We start from the raw sequence: 19,818 nt of genomic DNA, 5'->3' as shown, positions 1-19,818 counted from the left end.
GCCTTGAGGATTATAAAAAGAATGTCAAAAACTACGCCGCTAAATCCACAAAAACACGCCAGTACAAAAGTAAAAGCGCGTGAAGATTTCTTAGATGTGATCGCTCAAAATTTTATCAGCTTAACGGCCGATGAGTTTTCTTCTGCTGCGAGTAGCTTTCCGATTATGCTGATTAAGAATGGCCAAAACGGACAATTTCATGCAATTGCATTGACCGCATTTGAGGAAGGCCAGAACCTGTTTTGTAGCCAAGCGGGTCAGCATTGGGAAGGGGTGTATATACCCAAAGCGATACAGCGAGTGCCTTTTGTTTTAGGCCCCGATCCAGAGAAAGAGAATAGCGTAACTACCCATTTAATTAATGAAAATCCGCGGGTAAATGACAGTGAAGGCCAGGCCTTATTTGATGAAAGGGGTCAAGCGACAGGCTTTCTACAAGGGATAGAAAAGCAATTAGCGGATTTTTACCATATGGAACGAGCGACGCAACAGTTCCTAAAGGCTCTTTTGAGTCATAATTTACTGAAAGAGTATGAAGTCTTGGTGCGCTTTTCCTCAGATAGAACAAAGCGGATCAAGGGGTTTTACAATATTGATGAAGACAGGCTCAATAGCCTAAGCGACGAAGTCGCCGCCGATTTCTTCAAACAGGGTTTTTTCGCTCCTATCTATGCGATGTTGAGCTCGGTTACCCAATTCAATCGTTTATTGCGTCTGCAAAATAATCAGTCTGACGACACGATCGTGCAACTGAATATGCGCGCCGTACAGGAGGACGAATTGTGAGTGACCAATTTCTTCAAGTAGTGGTTTTTTTGGGGGTAACCATTGCCATTGCTTTTGCGACATACATGCATTGTCGTGGCAAAGGGCATCGCACAGCCAACCAAAATAAAGAGTATTTTCTCGCGGGTGGAGGTCTAGCTTGGTACTTCGTGGCTGGCTCAATCACTTTGACAAATTTAAGTACCGATCAATTAGTGGGAATGAATGGTAACCAAATGGCTTTACTGTCGCTTTGGGAATTTTCCGCTGTTATCGGGCTAATCATACTCGCGAAAGTGTTTTTACCGGTGTATTACAAATATAAATGCACGACCACTACCGAACTATTAGAACGTCGTTATCAGGACAAAAACATCCGTGCCGTAATCAGTACCATGTTTTTCCTCGGCAGCGCATTAATCTTTTGCCCCGCGGTCATCTATTCAGGTTCCCTGTTTATGATCACCATGTTTAATGTCGACATTCCATTGATGTATGTTGCCATTGCATTTGCCTGTGTGGGTGCAATGTATGCGATTTTTGGCGGTTTGCGCGCCGTTGCCGTATCCGATACCTATTCTGGGGTTTTGTTACTCGGTATGGCAATTACGGTTGTGCTGCTCGCTCTTGCGGCCATTGATTACGACTTTAGCGGGATCCCCAAAGAGCGTTTGACCCTGATAGGCGATGATGAGTCGCCCATTCCCTGGCATACCTTATTAACCGGTATGATTTTCATTCAAATGTTCTATTGGGGAACCAATCAAGTCATTACTCAGCGCGCTATGGCAGCACCGAGCCTCAAGGAAGCGCAAAAAGGGGTCTACGCTGCTGCGATCATCCGTTTGGTGATCGTGCCAGCAATTATCGTAGTACCGGGGATCATTTCATATAAGTTATATGGTGATATCGGCGATGCGGCTTACGGTCGCATCGTAGGAGATGTACTGCCAGCTTGGTTATCGGGTATCTTTGCGGCGGCCATGGCGGCCGCTGTATTAACCACCTATAACAGTAACTTAAACTCTGCGACCGCGCTTTACGTCTGTGATATTCATGAAGCCTATATCAATAAAAATCCGAATGTGCCACGGTTAAGTGGCTGGGTAACAGCGGCACTTACCTTGGTTTCGTTGCTACTGGTACCCGTTTATGCGCAAGCTGATAGCATTATTAACTTGCTGCAACAGCTATACGGATTGTTGAGTATGCCAATCCTTTCGATTTTTATAGTTGGTTTGCTATTTAAAAACGTACACGCCAATGCAGGTATTACCGCTGTTATCTTTGGTGTTGCGCTGTATGGCGCCATGTCGTTTGAATTCTCGCCTATCCATGCGCCATTTGGTTTGCACTATATCCACCTTATGTTCATCACCTTAATTAGCTGTGTCAGTGTAGCGTTGCTAGTGAATCGCGTGGTGTTTAAACAGGCGGCGAGCTTTTCTTGGGCGAACGATGCGGAAGTCAACCTGTGAAAAATTATTTCTTCCCCCAGCATTTAATATTATCATATAAATACTATTATATTGGTGGGTATACTGGATGAGCACAAATAACGCGGCCTTTCGGCGTCGCAATCCATTGACTGGTGAATGGGTGCTGGTCTCACCGCATCGCAATAATCGTCCGTGGTCTGGTGCAGTAGAGAGCGTCCCAGAGCTTAATTTGCCGGTGCATGATCCAAAATGCCCGCTGTGCCCAGGCAATCAGCGTGTGAATGGCGAGCAAAATCCTTCTTATGAAAATACGTTTGTATTTGATAATGACTTTGCCGCATTGACCAACAATGCAGAGAGTCCTACCCAGTCTGAGCCTTTGTTTACACAGGTACCGGCGACAGGACTTGCACGGGTCATTTGCTTTTCTCCTGACCATAATCGCTCGCTACCGCAGCTTGAACAGGATGAAATGCTTGCTGTCGTTGATGTCTGGCGGGCGCAGTATGAGGAGTTGAGTGCACGTTTTACCTGCGTTCATTTGTTCGAAAACAAAGGCGAGATCATGGGCTGTTCGCAGCCTCATCCGCATGGTCAGGTATGGGCTCATCAGCACTTATCCACGGAAATTGAACGTGAAGATGTCAAACAGAGAGCGTATTTGGAGACGCATGGGACTGCTTTGTTGAGCGACTATGCAGTTGCTGAAATAGAGGATGGCTCGCGGGTGGTTTATAAGAATGCTGACTGGCTAGTGGTGGTCCCTTATTGGGCAAAGTGGCCATTTGAAACCCTGGTTGTTTGTCGCCATGCGATTGCGAGTTTTACTCAGTTAACCGACTCCCTTGCGCGCTCTTTAGCACAAGCGATCCGCTATTTAACCATCAAATACGACAATGTGTTTAATTGTAGCTTTCCGTATTCAATGGGTTGGCATAATGCCCCATCAAACTTATCAGATAGCTCGCACTGGGTTCTACATGCGCATTTTTATCCGCCATTGCTGCGCAGCGCTAGCGTGAAAAAGCATATGGTCGGCTATGAAATGCTGGCTGAAAGCCAGCGTGACCTGACGCCTGAAGTGGCGGCACAAATACTGCGCGATGCAAGCGATGTGCATTACTTGGAGAGAGCATAAGCATGGTTGATGAAACTCTACTTGAGGCATTCGTAAAAGCTTACGATTGTTCACCTAGCCATCAGGCGACTGCGCCTGGTCGGGTCAATCTGATTGGAGAGCACACGGATTATAATGAGGGTTTCGTATTGCCCTGTGCGTTGCAATATAAGACGATTGTTGTGGCTCGTCCGCGGCAAGACACAAAGGTTAACGTTATTTCATTGCAATATCCTACGCAACGCGAGCAATTTGATTTATCCAACGAGATAACGCCGGGCGAGTACCCTTGGGGTGACTATGTTAGAGGTGTTGCACAAGAACTTATTGCTGCCGGTTACAGGCTTACAGGTGTTGATTTAGCCATTACCAGCAATGTTCCCCAGGGTGCAGGCCTGTCTAGTTCTGCAGCGCTAGAGGTCGCGATTGGCGGCATGTTTAATGAACTCAATGAGTTGGGGTTGTCAGGGGCGCAAATCGCTCGGTTCGGACAACTTGCTGAGAACAATTTTATTGATTGCCAATGCGGAATAATGGATCAGCTTATATCTGCCCAAGCTCAACATCATGCCGCACTGCTCATCGATTGCGAAAACTTAGCTACTGAGGTGGTCGAAATTCCTGATGACCTATGTTTACTGGTGATTAATAGCAATTATCCGCGCAAACTGGCGGAAAGTGAGTATAACCAGCGTCGGCAGGCATGCGAATTGGCCGCTGCCAAAATGCAAGTAGCGAGTTTGCGCAAGGCGGATATGCATATGTTGTCACTGGTGCAAGGTGATATTCCGGATGAAGTGTATCGCCGTGCTAAGCACGTCATTTCTGAAAATCAACGCGTTTTAGACGCCGTTCAAGCGTTGGCCAACAGTGACTTTACTACGTTATATAACATCATGCACGAGGCTCACTTGTCGTTGAAGTATGATTTTGAGATTACCGTTCCCGCCACTGATGGACTTGTCGATATATGTATGCAAGCGCTAGATAATAAAGGCGCTTGTCGTCAAACGGGTGGTGGTTTTGGTGGTGCAGTTATTTGCTTGTGTAATAAAGATGATGCGACAAAAGTGATAAGTGCTGTCGAGCAACACTACTTTACTCAGTTTGGCTTGCACGCCGATATTCTGCAGTGTGAGCCCTCTCAAGGGCTCACCGTTCAGCGATTGTAACAAATTAGTTAGCAGCCTCAGGGCTGCTTGCCTTGCATGCTCATTCCAGTCGAATAGCGGTCATCGAACCCTAACCAGGGATCGGGTTTTTTGCCATCAATCGGATGTTGATTAGAAGAGCCGCGCACACTCAAATATTTACAAGCATCGGGTGTTTCTTTTACATGGCAATCCATCATCGCCAGAATGAAATGCTGATTAGTCATAGCGAGTGCCTGCATGTCCCAGGTTGCATCCCAATAGTGACCAATATCTAGCTCATTTGACATCGCTGCGGCAGGTGCTGGGTGGGGAGCAATATTATGTCGAGCATAGTGATAAGTTAACATTTGCGTGCTTGGTAGTTGATGTTGCTCATAGAGCCATTGGACCCCGGCATAGCCGGAAATATCATCTAAGTCGCCAGCAATATATAAACTAGGCACCTTAATATTGGCGAGTGATTCAGGGGAAAAAACCTGATGCTGGCCGCCCCATGGTGCCATCAACACAGCAGCCTTCCAACGCGGATCAGCCCCATTCGAGCGGCGCGCAGCACATTGGTTTAGACCCATAGCGACGGCTTGGTTTGTGGCACTGTCTTGCGAACCTGAAATGGCTGCTACATGGTGTTCAGTGAAGGCGTAGCAACCGCCAATAGTGTTTATCGCACCGTATCCGCCCATAGAATAGCCAATCAAACCAGCATGCTCGGCATCAGTGATTGCTGCAAGCAATGGATCGCGCAATGTCCACTCTAACGCAAACTGTTGGTCTAACGAACGGTTCACAAGTGTACTCAGAAATCCTGCTCCAGGGTCAACAGAAAAATCAACATCGGCATTGGTAGAGTCCGTGTGATCGATGCCTATCACTATGTAGCCATGTGAGGCGAGGTGCTCGGCGATATGAAACATAATAGTACGATAGCCGGTATAACCATGTGACACGATCACCACCGGATACTGACCGGATGTTACGGGGGCTGCATCACGCAGGGCTTGCCCGGCAAGCTCAAAAACTGCTCCAGAGCGAGTTTCATTGACGTAACTGGCAGGCTTTCCGCTTTCGGCTATTGCCGGATACCAGGCTTCCAACACAAGTTGTCGGGAATTTAACGCTGGATTGAAGGGGTTTTGATAATTTTCGATGGTGACATTTACTGTTTTAACGCCAACTGAGTAGTTTCCGAATTGACTTAAATGAGGGGCTACATCATTGGGTAAAGGCTTGAACAATTGTTCGGGAGCTGCGTAAATCTGAGTCGTTAAACACAGCTGGGAAAGCAATAATAACCAACGTTTCATACCTGTTTCCGTTGTAATAGGGCAACAACGGCGCTGGCGTTACTGGTCTGCGAGTACCGTCGTCATCATTTTTTTAAGCATTTGCTCGACCAGGGCAAATGCGGTATCCGATTGTTTTTGTACGATTGCGTCAAACACGCGGGTGCACGTTTCAACGCTAGAGAGTTTGATACCTTGCATGCGATTTGAATAGCGAGAAGTGACTCTCAGAGCAGTGCTGGTAAACTCAATTAATTGTATAAAAAAACGATTGTGAGTGGCTTCGAACAATGCGGCGATAAATGCAATATCTGCATCAAGAGTATCATCCAAGCCTGACTCTGCGTCACGCATGCGATCGATGGCCTTGCGCAACTCAACAATATTTTCCGGTTGCGCATGTTGTGCGGCAAGCGCTGCAGCTTGCGGATCAGTCACCAACCGCATTTCAAAAAACTCGCGCAACAATTCCAGTGTCGGTTTGCTCACCAACGTCCATTTGAGGACGTCCGGATCAAACATATTCCAGTGGCGCTCTGGTTGGATCCGGATCCCCTGTTTTGGCCTGGAGCGGATTAATCCTTTCGCCGAAAGCATCTTAACGGCTTCGCGAGTGGAGCTTCGGCTCACACCAAACTGTTCACAAATCTCAGCTTCTGATGGCAGCGCCTCTTCGTAGTCACCGCGGACGATTGCCAAGCCCAACGTGTGGGTTAGATTTTGAGTGATATTTAGTGAGGAAGATTGTGACATTCAGCGTGTTTGTGTGTGGTTAACTTTGGTTAGTCATATAAATACCACGTAATGAACCCCTATGTCACTTTTCCAGCCTCATCTCTGTGCATGAACCCACTAATCCATAGTAAATATATCGCGGAAATGGATATCCGACAGATTCCCCAATCGACGTGCGACTTGTTGCGCCGAAAACTCAGAACCGATAAATCGCTGCCCTGCAAACAGGCCACCCTGAGCTTGCATGTCTGGGGTTATTACCGCACAAAGCGCACTGTCATCAAGGTTCTGATACCACTCAATATGCAGGGGTACAGTGCTCATGCAGAGATTGTCATAACGAGTTGATAAAACGGTTAAAAGTTGCCCGAGACTATTAATTCTTGTGGCTTCTATCTGGGTCAGTGATGTGGCCGGAAATCTCGCTTCCAGACGGGTTGCAAATGGATGGCAATCAGAGTGAAACACCGTAACTTGCCAATCTGCGTTTTCACAAACAACCAGCACTGAGGGCTGGACTTCCCGATGTGTATCAGGAGTTTGAGCAAAGGTAACGCTACCGGCAAATGATGAATGGCTACTTGTCTTTAGCCACTGCGCGATTTCAGCTGTCCGTTGCTGGGGATTTAATTGCGCGAATGAAATCGAATTGACTGTTTCTGCTGGGCTAAACTCAAGAGCTGAGAGTTGCATAACGGGTTGCGATGGAATTTGCAGTGCATTGTGTCCAGTGTTCATAAATCTTTGCCCCATCAAATGTGTTAATTTTGCAAATAAGGGTAACCGTTTACCCTTTGGTTGTTAACCTTCTCCCATTTGCCTTTTTCAAGAAAACATTGAAATTAATTAAAAAGCAAAGAAAAACATGGGCTTGCGTATGTTTGTTTGGCTGACTTGATTTGAGCAGCTATCAAAAAACGCTTTATTATTGGTTTTATTTTACAAAAGGTTTACATAAGGGTATACGCTTTCCCTGATTTTGCAAATGTTTTTCAGAAGGCTTGCAATAAAGCGTATTTATCATAATTATTAACAGCGACAGACGAGCGTCTGTAGTAAACTCTGATGATTAAGTTAGGCTGAGGAAAGCGATAATGGCGACCATGAAACAAATCGCAGATGCTGCGGGCGTATCCCAAGCCACTGTTTCGCGCGTGATCAATGATGGCCCTAAAGTTGGGCGGGCGACGCGCGAACGTGTTAAGTCCATTATTAAAGAACTCAATTATCGCCCCAATGCGAATGCTCGCGCGCTCGCGACCAGCCGCAACAATGCAGTCGGAATTGTTATCGCTGACTTGTATGAACCTTTCTTTGCTGCTCTTGCGCATGGCGTTGAGACGATGGCGCGCAAACACAACACGCAAATCCTGATCAGTGGCGGCTCAATTGGTGCTGAAGCCGAGCATAAGGCTATAGAAACCTTGCTTGAGCATCGCTGCGACGCAATGGTCGTGCACAGTAAAACGCTTCCAGACGAAACACTGATTGCGCTCGCTGACTCTGTGCCCGGATTGGTCATTATTAATCGATTTATCCCGGCAATACCGTCGCGTTGTGTGTGGTTAGATAATCGTGCTGGTGGTCGACTGATGGCAGAATACATGATCAAGCAAGGGCACTCGAAGTTTGCTGTGATCACAAGTGATTTCCCTATTGACGACCCGGTCCATCGATTGGAAGGAATTCAAAGTGCTTTTGACGAAGCAGGGATTGAGTTACGCACCGAAAATATCGAGTATGCGCCGCCTAATCAAGAAGGGGGGGAGGCTGCGATCCAAAATTTATTGTCGCGCGGCAGCGAATTTACCGCCGTTTTGGCTTACAACGACGCTATGGCGTCAGGGGCGATGTCAATGCTATTTGATCATGACATTAAAGTTCCAGAACAAGTCTCAGTGATTGGCTACGATGATATTTTGTTGGCCAAATACTGTCGCCCAAAGCTCACAACTTTGCGTTATCCGATTGAACTAATGGCCTCACGCGCGACAGAACTAGCTTTAGAATACGCGCAAGGACAACAGCCGTTACACGATACCACTTTCAAGTATCAACCGACGATTGTTAAACGCGATTCTGTGAAACGTATTTAGTCGCTGAGAGCACGCCATGAGAACTTTTCAATTAGCCTCTGCTGCAATGGAAGTCACATTGTCTGATTTTGGGGCTAGAATTGTTGATTGGTGCGTGAATATCGGGGGAGAGCAACGCTCGATCGTATTACGCTATCCTGATTGGCAAGATTATTACCTTGATCCCTATTACATCGGTTGCATTGTCGGGCCTTATGCTAACCGCATTCGTGATGGCAAAGTAAAGCTTGAGTCCACATTGATCCAACTACAGCAAAATGACGGCACAAATCATTTGCATGGTGGAGCCAAAGCCTTAGATAAACAGATATGGGAAGTTATCAACCATGATCTTCAGAGTCTGCATTTGCGGTGCATAACCAAAGACGGCTGGAACGGCTATCCTGGACCAATAACGTTTGACGTTATCTACACCTTAGCGGGCAGTGTATTGGACATACAATTAAATGCGTTTGCTGACAAAACGACCGTTGTTTGCTTAACGGGTCACAGTTATTTCAATCTCAACGGCATAAACTCTGACAAGTCGGGGTTGTGCCAATGGCTGCAATGCAATGCTAGCCACTTTGTGCCTAAAGACGATGCTGGATTACCTAAGGCTGTACCTGAACCCGTGCGTGGCAGTATGTTTAACTTCCAAACTGCAACGCGACTAAATGCGCATGCGTCATGGGCATTGTTAGATCATAATTTGGTGTTTGATAATGAATCCCAACGCACGGTGATCACCAGCGACAATGGCGACCTCTCGTTGATAGTTACTTCAGATTACCCTGCAGCACAAGTATACACTGGCTACTATTTGGGTGATGCTTTTGCAGCCAATGAGGGGATCTGTATTGAGCCTCACTTTGGCGCAGATGCTCCAAATAGCTCAGAACAGGGAATTTTGCCTGCAAATACCTCGAGTCGGCATTACATTCGTTACGAAATCATCGTGGAATAAATCAATCCTCACGAATAGTGAGGATTGATTGGAGTGTTGCAGGTTATTCCGCGTCTTCTGCATTGCCTTTAAGGCGGTTACCCATATCGAGATCAAAGGGTGGCATTGGCGCTGAACGGTTATTGCCTGCGGCTAAATAGGTATCCATCCAGCGCATCAGGCGCAATGCATAATCATACTGTGCAGCCGCTTTTCGGTTTCCATGCCCTTCACCAGGATAAAACACTAAACGAACAGGTGTGTTAGTCCTTACTTTCATTGAGCGGTACAATTCCATTGACTGGCTTGGATGTACGCGGGTGTCTTCCTCACCGTGAAGGATCAACGTTGGCGTGGTACTCTTACCCGCATGGAAGATAGGAGAACGTTCTATTAAGTTCATCCAATTGTCTTCCCAAGGCCACTTTAATGAATGCACCAAATGCATTTCGTTTGGAATGTCACTGGTGCCAAACTTAGAGACCTGATTCGAGATACCAACGAATGCGACTGCTGCAGCGAAATGCTCAGACAAAGCCGTTGCCCCCCACATTGAGGCATACCCGCCGTAGGAGCCACCGGTGATGCCTACACGGTCACGATCGATCATGCCGGCGTCAGCCAAGGCATTAACACCATCAACCAAATCATTGAACTCTTTGCCTGCGTAATCGTTTTGGTGCTGCTTAGCATACGCAACACCCCGACCAGTAGAGCCGCGGTAGTTTGGATAAAATACCGCATAACCGTCAGCTGCGCCAAACTGTCCAGCCAGTGAATATGCCGTTAACCAACCATCACTATAGTGGGCTTCAGGTCCGCCATGCACCGTTAGGATCAATGGCCATCCGTTTGCGGGTTTAGGCGTATTAGGAGTGATCAGCAAGCCTTCTACCATCTCGCCATCTCGTGCTTTGTAGCTAAAGGTCGACTGATTAGCCAACTCAATGTCTTTGAGCCAAGCATTATGTGCGCTTAACTTTTTAGCTTTGCCGCGTTGCAGACCAAATACTTCGCGTGGATGTTTTGGACTATCTGCGATAAAGAAGATTTCGCCATCGCCGACATCAGCACTGCGCACGATAATATCTTCAGGGGTCTTAAATGTGCGTTTCACATCGCCATCTTGTGCATAAACCACGAGAGCGCTTTCAACCCCTCGATGAGCAACGGCCAAGATATCCTCCCCCAGCCAGTCAATATCCTGAATGTGTTGTGGAGCTTCTCCCGTGAGTATGGAGAATTCAGGATTATCAGTACGCGCGGTCATTAATACGCCAGTGGCCGTGTCATGTACGTCCAATCCAGCCAAGAACGCAATGTGGTCGCCGTCAGCAGACACTTCAAAGGTGCCTAGCTTACCTGGTATATCAATACGATTGGTGACATTACCAGACTCAGTATTGACCACGTATAAATCGCGTAGCATGTAATAATCATCGATTAAGCTAGTTGGTGCTGCAGCCAGCACAACGGTTTTGCCATCGGTAGCGAGGTCAAAATCAGACACATGACCTTCATCATATACGACGGTAGGTTCAGACTCCGGATGGCTCAGGTCTGCTAGCCACAGGCTGGCTAACCGCGAGTCTTCTTCGTAAGCATAGGCGGTAAAGCCTTTATCCTTTAGGTCCTCACTGTCGTCCTTCGGGCGCGCCACGAAATAGAGCTTCGAGAGATCACTGCTTAGCGCGTAGTCACCGATATCAGTATCAAATTCAAAGCGCTTGATGGCCTCGCCACCTGACAAGGAAATCGAATACAAAGCGGTGTTTTCATCCCCTTCGCGCTTGGTTTTGAAAAACAACGTGTTACTGTCAGCGCTAAATTGCAGCCCACTGACACTCCCTTCTCCGCCGACAAATAGTTGTGGCTCTTTGCCGTCGCGGATCACGTAAATATGATTATCTGCTCGGCCATCATTATCACCGGCAACCAAATTACGGGGATTCGCAAGCGTATACGCTGTAATCTCACCATTGGGCGCAACGGTAACGTTAGCTGAATGTTTGACTTGCGGTAAGTGCTCTATTTCGAATGTTGCAGCGGTGCTAGTGTGGGTAACTGCAGCCATTGCCAAAGCTATGGCAGTCGTTCGCATCGGATGCATGTAGTTGGGTTCCTTGTAGTTGTATTTGACGACACTACTACGATACAAAACCCGATTGCGTTCAGTCCAGTTAACGAGCAACGTTTGCAAACATCAACTGTGCATAAAGCTTAACAGTATGAATTAATTCAGAATTACCACGAGGCGCGAGCATTACTTTGATACAGCCGCCAGACAAAGCCAACGCCAACGCTGTAGGTTAGCTTATCTTCAAATAACGGACTATCGGTGTTCGCTGCACCATGCTGAAGTTGTAGGGTACCGCCGACAAATACGCGCATATTCGGATTGATTGGAAATCCGAGGCCAGCATATAGTTCAGTGCCAAGATAGCCGCCAGAGGCCGCATACGCCGCTCGGTCAACTGTGCTAAATTCTGGGGCGACTGAATAGAAGTATTCGTGTAGCTCACGGCTCGCAAAGGTTGAACTGATAGACAGTGTCAGACTGGTATCGGCGAATAGTCGCCCACGTTGCTGATAGCTGAGCACTGGCTCAACGACAAAGCCTTGGTGAACGATATCACTAAAGTCAGTCGAAAAAACGGCGCGGGTTTGTAAGCGAAAATTAAGTCGGCCGTTGCCACTATTAGCAAAGCTAAAATCTTGGATTTTGTAAATCAATTGCGGACCGAGCTCGAACAAATAGTCCAAGTCAGGCATACCTTGGCGCACCCCATCATCGTCATTCTCTGCTGCAAAAGCACCGCCGAGAGAAATATCAAATTCATAGTCACCCTCATCAACGACCACCGCGCGTGCTCCACCGCCACCACCGACACGAAAGATATCGCCACGATAAACGACGTAAGGGGCAGCCAGGGCAATGAAGTTACGCTCACTAGAGGCAGGATAGTTGGGCACCTCTGCCAAGCCACCACCAACGCCAAATTCCCACAATGGTTGAGACTCGGTAACATCCTCAAAGCCACTAAAATCGCGATCAGGACTGTCCTTAGAATTGGCAAGTGCTGGCGACAGCGCAGCAATTAGGCCGTAATTAAAGCAGGTGGCTAAGATAATCGGAAATAGACGCATATGCACTGCCAACAGAGAGATAATTATTCAGTAACGTCGAGTGACACAGGAGGATCAATTTCTTGATAGAAATAGTCTAGCAGCATTTGTTCTATATCTGTCTTCAAGTCATCAAAAAACGCAGCGTCATCGGTTACCGCTAAGTCATCATAAATAACGGGCTGATTAGCTTCATACGCCGCTAAACGCTCCTTATATAACGCAATCACTTCAGCATTTTCCGGTTGCTCCGCCTGTAATGTCGCAATCGCTTGTTTCTGCGTTTCGATAGCTTTGGCAAATTGTTGGTTGGCTGCATAAGCCGCAGCGAGCGTATCAACATATGAATAATTTGCTGTCGCGATACCATCTTTTATCAATGATTCAGCCATGCTAACCGCGTGCTGTGGCTCATGTAATTGGTTGTTGTCCAACGTTGCGAGGAACCATGCGGTATTGTTAATACTATCCGGCGTGTTTGATTGGGCGTATTCTGCCAGCAGTTGCCGAGCCTTACTGATATTTACGCGAGTTGCCAAGCCATTAACATGGATTTGGATCATCTCATAAACACTGATCACCGAATTGTCTTTTTGGTAAGCACTTTCCAGTAACCATAGAATATTGGCATCACGTTCAAGTAGATTTAAACCCAAGGCATAGAGTGCACCTAGGTACGCTTCAGCAGGCGCGAATCGCAAGTTTGCCTGCTGGCGGATGCGACGCTCTCCGTTAATTCTATCTTGCTCATCTTCGCCGAGTAGAAACAAAATAATGTTGGCTAAAAACTCTGCGTTTTCGTCACTATTACCGATCTCCCGCAACCAGCGATAAGCTTCACCCCAATTTTGATCATCATGCTCAACGGTATAAGCCCAAGCGATTCGTTTTTGTGCTGCTAGCCAGTCCTCGTTGGCAAGCGCTAAACAGCGCTCAAACGACTCTGTAGCAGCGGCATTTTGCACCTCGTTGCAGGCGAGTAAATCAGGTTCCCACGCAATTTCTGAACTCGCGTTATTGAGCTGGGGCTTATTTAACGCTACGCCGATCAACAAAATTGTTGTCACCAGAAATGCAACGACAGCGCTATTTACTAGCCACTTGGTATTAGCATGGCCAGCGGCATGATTGACTGCGACATAAGGCGAGATTTCGCCATTCACTGCGCCCAGCAATTGGTCGGTCACGCTATCGCCCAACTGGCTATGTAGCTGTTGCCTGTGATTTTGCCAGGTCAGCTGACGCGCTAATTCTGGGAGCACAAAATCAGGTAAATCGAAACTGAATTGTTGGGCCTGATTGGCTGATACATAGGTTGTGCACATATCAGCAATTGCAATGCGCAAAGCGGAGATACATCGGAAGTTAGCCTTGCTGAACTGACTAAGAATACTTATCCATTGTCCGTGGTTTGTGCGTAGTTCTGGCGTATTAAAAGTGTGTTCAACGTTTTTAAGGATTGCCTGAACGAAGGCATAATCGTTGGTGTCAAGTTGCATGGGTTGTGCATATCTCAGCGCCTCTTCTCGAGCGCACTCTAGGATTGCATATTCATCATCAGTGCTCAGCGAGTCGGCGGCAAGCGCCAATGTATAAGCCTTTTCAATTTTCTGCGGGTCGCGCGTTGGCTCGATTGCCAATGTTTGCCAACAACTCAGTGCCATTCCATTGCCTTTAACTACTTAAATGACCAACTTTAACATAAATCAAGGCTCCGTCCTCTTTGGTGAAAGGCGTATGCTCACTTAAATGCGGGCTGCGCAGCCAACTGCCTGCCGGATAACTGCCGTGCTCATCGTGAAATGTTCCCTGCAGGACTAAAATTTCTTCGCCACCCCAATGTTTATGCGGCTGGAATTGGGTATGCGGCGCCCACTTAACTAAAGCGACACTCTCATGCTCGAATTGATGTAGACTCATCACTTGAAGGCCTGTAACGAGTCCCTGCGACCAAGCTTGCTGATTGGTATTAAGCGCGAAATGTGCAGTATCGTTTGGTGAGAACTGATGCAACTTTACGAAAATTAACGCACCTTCAGGACCCACTCGCGGTGTGTGTTTAGTGCCAATTGGGTTACGCAGATAAGTTCCAGCAGGATAACTCGCGTGCTCATCGGCAAACACGCCTTCAAGCACTAAAATTTCTTCACCGCCAGCGTGTTCATGTGGAGGAAATGTTGAATTCGGTGCATAGCGAACCAATGAGGTTGCTCTGGCGACTTCATCGCCTATCCTGTCCAGCATCATACGCTCAACCCCTTGAATTGGGCTGTCAACCCACTGATAGTCGTTGGGCGTGACGACGACACGTTGGTTAAAATCGCTGTTAATGTACATACTCAGTGACTAATCTAGTGGCTAAATAAATTCGACAGCTACTCAATGCTTTGTTTATACAACGCGAGTGCTTTGACATTATCCTGCTTACGCTCACTGATCTGTGCCAGCAGGCGCAGCCGCTCTTGATTGGGGGCTAACTTAATCGCCTTTTGCAGCGCTTTTTCCGCCAGAATATCATTGCCACAGTTATAGGCGATGGATCCCAGCGTGGTTAAGTAATCCACGTTGTTTTCATCTTTCTTCAGCCAGTGCTCTAACAATTTAATACTTGGCGCAGGGTTCGGTAATTGCAGTTGTTGCATTAACGGCAGTAAGGCGTCAACGGGCTTTTCTGACTGCCATTCCACCAAGTGCTTTTGCGCATCATGATGCATTCCTTGGTCAAGTAATTGCTGGACATAAGCGGCTTGCTTGGCTCGATCACGGCGCACACTGCGGGGCAACTGATGCCAATGCTGAATTAATTGGTTAGCCCCCGATTTGCTGGCAATTTCGGCAAATTCTCCTTTTGCAGCCCGTTGAGCCCAATCTGCATAATCGTCGCCAAGCGGTTTGCGCCAGTCAGATAAGTGCGCTTGGATATCTTTCCAGCGCCCCATTTGAGCTAATATGCGTATCCACAAGCGCACACTGGACACTCGCTGTTGCTCTTTTTCATCCATAGCCTCAATGACCGCCAACGCTTCAGTTAAGCGGTTGTGGGTGAGATGATTCTTGGCCACACAAATCTTGGCAGCATAGTCAGCGCTGCTTTGATCGGCGGCTTTTTGCCAGAGTTTTTCCGCGCGCTCATGATCACCTAGTTCGGCGGCGACTTGTCCAGCAGCAAGTAAGTTTACGCCATCAAAATCGCCTTCTTCAGTGCGCGATAACCAACGGTTTGCGCGCACCAAATCACCCTCAAAATACGCAGTGATCCCCTTAAAATAAGCTTTGTTAAGACGCCGCTGACTCCAGCCACCCAGCCATACTGATGAGCCTGAAAGCAATCTAAACAGACGCTTAATCGCCCATTCAATGGCTAGAAAACCCACTACTGCAGCCAACAAAATAAAACCTAAAGCGACAACGCTAAGCTCAATCGTGTAGTTACCCATTGCAATCAGCACGTAACCCTTTTCCCCCGCCAGTGATGGCCCAGCGATCATAGCAACCATTAAGAATAGGAATAACGCGATTAGCATGATCAATCGTGTCATAGTGCTTGGTCTCCAACTCTAAACGCTGCATTTATGCGGTCGTTCAGTCGGTCTTCCAGCGGTTGCTGCACCTTAAATTGTTGCGGTAACGGTTTGCTAATATCAGTTTCCAGTAAATTCTGTAGTGCATGGGTAAATTGTTGCACTGCGGTGTTATCCAAATCGAAATCCTCGATTACGATCGACATGGCGCGTTGCAACGATTGCTGATACAGGGTGGCCTCTGCATTCATCGCCGCTGATTTGGCTTGCAGAAGCGTCAGACTCAGTTGCTCTTTCAATAACCACTGTATTTTTTCAGACATGAGAGGTTCAACCGGTTGATCGCGGTGCTTCACGCTAACAAAATCGTCCATCATTGCGCGCATGGTGCGTCGCAAGTTTTGCCACCAGTCTGCGACAGAATCTGTCAGTGGTTCTAATTCTTGCCCAGCGGTTGGTTCAGGCAGTTTTAGTGCATCTACAGGCAGTTGTTCAATCAGCGGTAACATCCCTGATAGTGACAACGCCACTGATGTGAGCGACACGGGATTAATCTGTTGCAATGTTTGTATGTCTTCAGCCAACAACTGACGCAGTGGCAGCAGTGACGGGTCTCCCAAATCCGCAAGTCGTGTATCAGCTGCACTCAACATCATAAGTGCGCTACGAATGTCTCCTTCTAACCAGAGCTTGCGGCCCGCCATACGTACTAAATAATCAGCCTCTGCCAAAAGCCAGTCTGAGGGGCGACGCCCGCCGACTTCATCCAACTGTGCTTGTAATTGGCTAATTTGGGCTTGCAGCAATGCATTGTTATCGCGCAATTGCGCCACAGTAGCTGCAGTGGCTTGATTTTGCTTATCTTGGTCTGCAATGAGTGCATTCAAGGCATTGGCATTGGCTTTTTGACCAGCGCTTACTTGAGTTACTAGGGCTTGTTGCTGGGCTAATGCCGTTTGATTCTGTTGGACTTGCGCGTCGCCCTCGCGCAGTTCTGTCCAATAATACCAGCCGCCTGCGCCAAGCGCGGCAAGTAATATTAGCCAGTTTAAGCCGAGAAAAAACCACAGGCCCCCTGAACTATTGCGTCCTTGTGGGTGTGAAGTGTCCTGCTTAACTTTGTCAGAGCCTGCATCCTCGCGCTGACTGTCATTCGGCGCGTTCGACGTTAGGGCTGTTGAGGAGACTGTTGAATCCGGATCTGCCATGCATTACTCCATGATTTGATGAAGACACTTTAACAACGCTGCGTCGCTCGCGCCAGCGCTTATATACACAGATTGTAGACCATGTTGCAGAATCAAATTAGCGATCCGTTGACTGGGTACTATCCAATTAATCGTTGGCTTTATTTTTGCGTCAATATGCTCGAGTAACACAGCAACCGATTCACCATTTGTAACCACTATTGTGCTTGCAGTATTGATGGTTTGGAGCATAGACGTGTTCACGGGAAGAAACTCGCGCTGATATACCGCCTGCTCGGTGACCCATGCTCCGCGCTGTGTTAACGCCGAATAGAGGTTTTTTCTGCCGCCTTGACCTTTGACGATAATAATTGACTTATGTGCAACATCAGCGAGGCAAGACATGGCTAACACCCCTTCTGACGTCTGTTCGTTTGGGAGTAGACAAAAATCAGCATATTCCTCCATCGCCGTTTTGGTTTTTTGTCCAATCGTAATTAATGTTGGAGGAAGATGATCGGAATGGCTGTGTCGGAATGCCTTTACCACCATTGCAGCCGCGTACTGACTTGTAATGATCATAATTTGCGGCGGTTTTTCGGTACTTTTTATGATGTTTGTGAGCGCTAACAAACCGCTTTCATCAATGATTATTTCTTGCAACGCAAGGCCGCTTACTGGTTCTTGCAGTTGGGCCTGTTGGAACGCCTCTAGACTTGCAGACAGTGCTTGTAATGGCCTTACCAATAGGATCACGTGAACTCCTCAGTGACTCAATGCCGCGAGTATTGTGCCAGCACCTTGACGCAAAAGGTCTTCCGCAACGCGCTCGCCAATGGCGGCAGCGTCGCTAAATGTGCCAATAGCCTCGGCGGTGAAGCGCTGTGTACCATCCGGGCTGGCTACTAGGCCACGCAAGGTTAATGTATCAGCATTGATTTCAGCAAAGCTGCCAATGGGTACTTGGCAGCCGCCCTCTAGTCGCGCGTTCATCGCGCGCTCTGCCGTTACCCGATAATACGTTGGCGAATGCTGAAGTGGTTTTAGTAAATCTCGTAACTCAGTGTCATCAGTGCGGCATTCAATACCCACCGCGCCTTGACCTACTGCAGGCAATGAGAGAGACGCCGGTAATGTCGCGCGGATCCGTTCTTGCATATTCAGCCGGATTAAACCTGCCGCTGCGAGTATGATGGCGTCATATTGCCCAGCATCCAATTTACTTAAACGTGTATTAACGTTGCCACGCAAATCTTTGATCAGTAAATCAGGCCGATGGAATCGCAACTGACTTTGACGACGCAAACTTGAAGTGCCCACAACCGCGCCCTGCGGCAAGGCGGCTAGACTCTCATATTGATTGGAGACAAACGCATCAAAAGGATTCTCGCGCTCACAGATTGCATATAAACCAAAGCCCTCAGGGAAGGCTACTGGGACATCTTTCATTGAGTGCACGGCAATATCTGCGCGTCCTTCTTGCATGGCAATTTCGAGTTCTTTGATAAACAAGCCTTTACCACCAATTTTGGCGAGGGGAGTATCCAAAATTCGGTCACCTTGCGTGGACATTGGCACGAGTTCGACTTGAATACCTGCATGGTGATGTTCAAGTTGCGCTTTAACGAATTCTGCTTGCCATAGGGCCAACGCACTTTTGCGCGTTGCAATACGAATAGTTCTGTCTGTTGTCACAATAGAAAATACACTAAACAAATTTTAAATAGTGTAACTGAATTGATTGATTCGCACATCATCACCTGCTGTGATGATGGAATTTTGATTAGCTGTATTTCCCTCGTTGTTGATCAGCATCAAGGAGAAGCATTTGCGATTTTTCTACATTACGAAAAACCTTGGGAGGTATTTTATGTTCAGTAATGAAAATGGGATTGATAGAGTCATTCGAGTAATTCTAGGAGCTATTTGGCATTAGTACCCGCTAGGCTGCCCATACGCAGCCTGCTGCAAAATTTGCAAGGCGGCAGACGCAATTAAAGCTCTACTTTTTTCGGATACCACGCGTCAGCCTGTGGAATGTAGGTAGCGGTATCTGCACGCCATTCCCGCATCACACTTTTACTGTAATTTAAGTAAAGCTTACCGTCTAGGATAGTGAATGCTTCTTCATCCACCCCGACCAGGCGGCCATCGGACATGGCATAAGCACAGTAACCGCCATACTGCGGTGCATATTTTTCTGGGTCAGCAACAAACAGCTCCAAATGCTGTTGTGATGAGAAATACCAATCCGCACCACGCCAACTAGTGGTGTAATCTTCACTGCCTTTAACGGCAGCGTTTTGGGTAAAATAGGCAACCGTATCGTAGCCATAGATGGCTTTATTATTGAAAGTGCCGGTTTCGATGGGAGCGTCTGCCAGTGCATTAGTGCTAATGAAGATGATTAGGAGTGTAACTGAGCGCAGCCAATGAGTGAGTGTAAACATAAGTTTTTCCGTCGTGATTT

At 47.4% G+C, this 19,818-nt stretch carries 18 protein-coding genes; 6 read left to right on the top strand and 12 right to left on the bottom strand.

Features of this window, described 5'->3' with window-relative positions; all coding sequences use genetic code 11:
- Positions 1-21 precede the first annotated feature (21 nt).
- The 4 genes from AC121Z_RS16775 to galK all read left to right on the top strand — a co-directional run bounded on the left by AC121Z_RS16775 (position 22) and on the right by galK (position 4,493).
- The gene (locus AC121Z_RS16775; protein ID WP_498125475.1) at positions 22-786 is read left to right on the top strand and encodes a SapC family protein; all 765 of its coding nucleotides are present in this window, start codon (positions 22-24) and stop codon (positions 784-786) included.
- Positions 783-2,243: an SLC5 family protein gene (locus tag AC121Z_RS16770; protein WP_498125474.1), complete on the top strand. Its 1,461-nt coding sequence runs from the start codon at positions 783-785 to the stop codon at positions 2,241-2,243. The genes AC121Z_RS16775 and AC121Z_RS16770 overlap by 4 nt, the downstream gene beginning before the upstream one ends.
- Positions 2,244-2,310: 67 nt before the next feature.
- The gene (locus AC121Z_RS16765; protein ID WP_498125473.1) at positions 2,311-3,342 is read left to right on the top strand and encodes a UDP-glucose--hexose-1-phosphate uridylyltransferase; all 1,032 of its coding nucleotides are present in this window, start codon (positions 2,311-2,313) and stop codon (positions 3,340-3,342) included.
- A gap of 2 nt (positions 3,343-3,344) precedes the next feature.
- Positions 3,345-4,493 (top strand): galactokinase, encoded by a 1,149-nt coding sequence (galK, locus tag AC121Z_RS16760; RefSeq protein ID WP_498125472.1) that lies wholly within the window; start codon positions 3,345-3,347, stop codon positions 4,491-4,493.
- Between the two features lie 17 nt (positions 4,494-4,510).
- On the opposite strand, the gene AC121Z_RS16755 is transcribed toward galK, so the two are convergent.
- The 3 genes from AC121Z_RS16755 to AC121Z_RS16745 form a co-directional block, all read right to left on the bottom strand.
- Positions 4,511-5,779, bottom strand: a complete 1,269-nt coding sequence (locus AC121Z_RS16755) for an alpha/beta hydrolase family protein (RefSeq protein WP_498125471.1) — start codon at positions 5,777-5,779, stop codon at positions 4,511-4,513.
- Positions 5,780-5,818: 39 nt separating this feature from the next.
- Positions 5,819-6,511 (bottom strand): FadR/GntR family transcriptional regulator, encoded by a 693-nt coding sequence (locus AC121Z_RS16750; protein ID WP_498125470.1) that lies wholly within the window; start codon positions 6,509-6,511, stop codon positions 5,819-5,821.
- A 99-nt stretch (positions 6,512-6,610) separates the two neighbouring features.
- On the bottom strand, positions 6,611-7,231 hold the full coding sequence (locus AC121Z_RS16745; protein WP_498125469.1) for a hypothetical protein: 621 nt from the start codon (positions 7,229-7,231) through the stop codon (positions 6,611-6,613).
- A gap of 356 nt (positions 7,232-7,587) precedes the next feature.
- On the opposite strand from AC121Z_RS16745, the gene AC121Z_RS16740 reads away from it, so the two are divergent.
- Together AC121Z_RS16740 and AC121Z_RS16735 are read left to right on the top strand one after the other, a co-directional pair.
- A complete protein-coding gene (locus AC121Z_RS16740) occupies positions 7,588-8,589 on the top strand; it encodes a LacI family DNA-binding transcriptional regulator (protein ID WP_498125468.1) in 1,002 nt (333 codons plus the stop codon).
- Between the two features lie 16 nt (positions 8,590-8,605).
- Positions 8,606-9,535 (top strand): aldose epimerase family protein, encoded by a 930-nt coding sequence (locus AC121Z_RS16735; RefSeq protein ID WP_498125467.1) that lies wholly within the window; start codon positions 8,606-8,608, stop codon positions 9,533-9,535.
- A 43-nt stretch (positions 9,536-9,578) separates the two neighbouring features.
- On the opposite strand, the gene AC121Z_RS16730 is transcribed toward AC121Z_RS16735, so the two are convergent.
- The 9 genes from AC121Z_RS16730 to AC121Z_RS16690 form a co-directional block, all read right to left on the bottom strand.
- On the bottom strand, positions 9,579-11,624 hold the full coding sequence (locus AC121Z_RS16730) for a S9 family peptidase (protein WP_498125466.1): 2,046 nt from the start codon (positions 11,622-11,624) through the stop codon (positions 9,579-9,581).
- Between the two features lie 134 nt (positions 11,625-11,758).
- Entirely contained in the window at positions 11,759-12,661 is a 903-nt protein-coding gene (locus tag AC121Z_RS16725; RefSeq protein WP_498125465.1) for a MipA/OmpV family protein, read from the bottom strand.
- A 23-nt stretch (positions 12,662-12,684) separates the two neighbouring features.
- The gene (locus AC121Z_RS16720; RefSeq protein WP_498125464.1) at positions 12,685-14,304 is read right to left on the bottom strand and encodes a hypothetical protein; all 1,620 of its coding nucleotides are present in this window, start codon (positions 14,302-14,304) and stop codon (positions 12,685-12,687) included.
- A gap of 10 nt (positions 14,305-14,314) precedes the next feature.
- Positions 14,315-14,977 carry a cupin domain-containing protein gene (locus AC121Z_RS16715; protein ID WP_498125463.1) on the bottom strand — a complete coding sequence of 221 codons (663 nt, stop codon included), beginning with the start codon at positions 14,975-14,977 and terminating at the stop codon, positions 14,315-14,317.
- A 38-nt stretch (positions 14,978-15,015) separates the two neighbouring features.
- The gene (locus AC121Z_RS16710) at positions 15,016-16,179 is read right to left on the bottom strand and encodes a heme biosynthesis HemY N-terminal domain-containing protein (RefSeq protein WP_498125462.1); all 1,164 of its coding nucleotides are present in this window, start codon (positions 16,177-16,179) and stop codon (positions 15,016-15,018) included.
- Complete coding sequence (locus AC121Z_RS16705; protein WP_498125461.1) at positions 16,176-17,369, bottom strand: uroporphyrinogen-III C-methyltransferase; 1,194 nt, start codon at positions 17,367-17,369, stop codon at positions 16,176-16,178. Before AC121Z_RS16705 ends, AC121Z_RS16710 begins: the two co-directional genes overlap by 4 nt.
- A gap of 3 nt (positions 17,370-17,372) precedes the next feature.
- Positions 17,373-18,104, bottom strand: coding sequence for a uroporphyrinogen-III synthase (locus AC121Z_RS16700; RefSeq protein WP_498125460.1), 732 nt, complete (start codon positions 18,102-18,104; stop codon positions 17,373-17,375).
- 9 nt (positions 18,105-18,113) lie between these two features.
- Positions 18,114-19,043 carry a hydroxymethylbilane synthase gene (gene hemC / locus AC121Z_RS16695; RefSeq protein ID WP_498125459.1) on the bottom strand — a complete coding sequence of 310 codons (930 nt, stop codon included), beginning with the start codon at positions 19,041-19,043 and terminating at the stop codon, positions 18,114-18,116.
- A 299-nt stretch (positions 19,044-19,342) separates the two neighbouring features.
- Positions 19,343-19,798, bottom strand: coding sequence for a YHS domain-containing (seleno)protein (locus AC121Z_RS16690; RefSeq protein WP_498125458.1), 456 nt, complete (start codon positions 19,796-19,798; stop codon positions 19,343-19,345).
- Positions 19,799-19,818: the final 20 nt, after the last annotated feature.

Source organism: Alteromonas sp. DYW1 (assembly GCF_059752595.1).
This window is presented reverse-complemented; position numbering and strand designations above follow the sequence as displayed.

Coding starts and splice junctions, on each gene's coding strand:
- AC121Z_RS16725 (WP_498125465.1), bottom strand. CDS start 12,661: ATGCGTCTATTTCCGATTATCTTAGCCACCTGCTTTAATTACGGCCTA.
- AC121Z_RS16690 (WP_498125458.1), bottom strand. CDS start 19,798: ATGTTTACACTCACTCATTGGCTGCGCTCAGTTACACTCCTAATCATC.
- AC121Z_RS16740 (WP_498125468.1), top strand. CDS start 7,588: ATGGCGACCATGAAACAAATCGCAGATGCTGCGGGCGTATCCCAAGCC.
- AC121Z_RS16735 (WP_498125467.1), top strand. CDS start 8,606: ATGAGAACTTTTCAATTAGCCTCTGCTGCAATGGAAGTCACATTGTCT.
- AC121Z_RS16765 (WP_498125473.1), top strand. CDS start 2,311: ATGAGCACAAATAACGCGGCCTTTCGGCGTCGCAATCCATTGACTGGT.
- AC121Z_RS16710 (WP_498125462.1), bottom strand. CDS start 16,179: ATGACACGATTGATCATGCTAATCGCGTTATTCCTATTCTTAATGGTT.
- AC121Z_RS16720 (WP_498125464.1), bottom strand. CDS start 14,304: ATGGCACTGAGTTGTTGGCAAACATTGGCAATCGAGCCAACGCGCGAC.
- AC121Z_RS16775 (WP_498125475.1), top strand. CDS start 22: ATGTCAAAAACTACGCCGCTAAATCCACAAAAACACGCCAGTACAAAA.
- AC121Z_RS16730 (WP_498125466.1), bottom strand. CDS start 11,624: ATGCATCCGATGCGAACGACTGCCATAGCTTTGGCAATGGCTGCAGTT.
- AC121Z_RS16715 (WP_498125463.1), bottom strand. CDS start 14,977: ATGTACATTAACAGCGATTTTAACCAACGTGTCGTCGTCACGCCCAAC.
- AC121Z_RS16745 (WP_498125469.1), bottom strand. CDS start 7,231: ATGAACACTGGACACAATGCACTGCAAATTCCATCGCAACCCGTTATG.
- AC121Z_RS16755 (WP_498125471.1), bottom strand. CDS start 5,779: ATGAAACGTTGGTTATTATTGCTTTCCCAGCTGTGTTTAACGACTCAG.
- AC121Z_RS16750 (WP_498125470.1), bottom strand. CDS start 6,511: ATGTCACAATCTTCCTCACTAAATATCACTCAAAATCTAACCCACACG.
- galK (WP_498125472.1), top strand. CDS start 3,345: ATGGTTGATGAAACTCTACTTGAGGCATTCGTAAAAGCTTACGATTGT.
- AC121Z_RS16705 (WP_498125461.1), bottom strand. CDS start 17,369: ATGGCAGATCCGGATTCAACAGTCTCCTCAACAGCCCTAACGTCGAAC.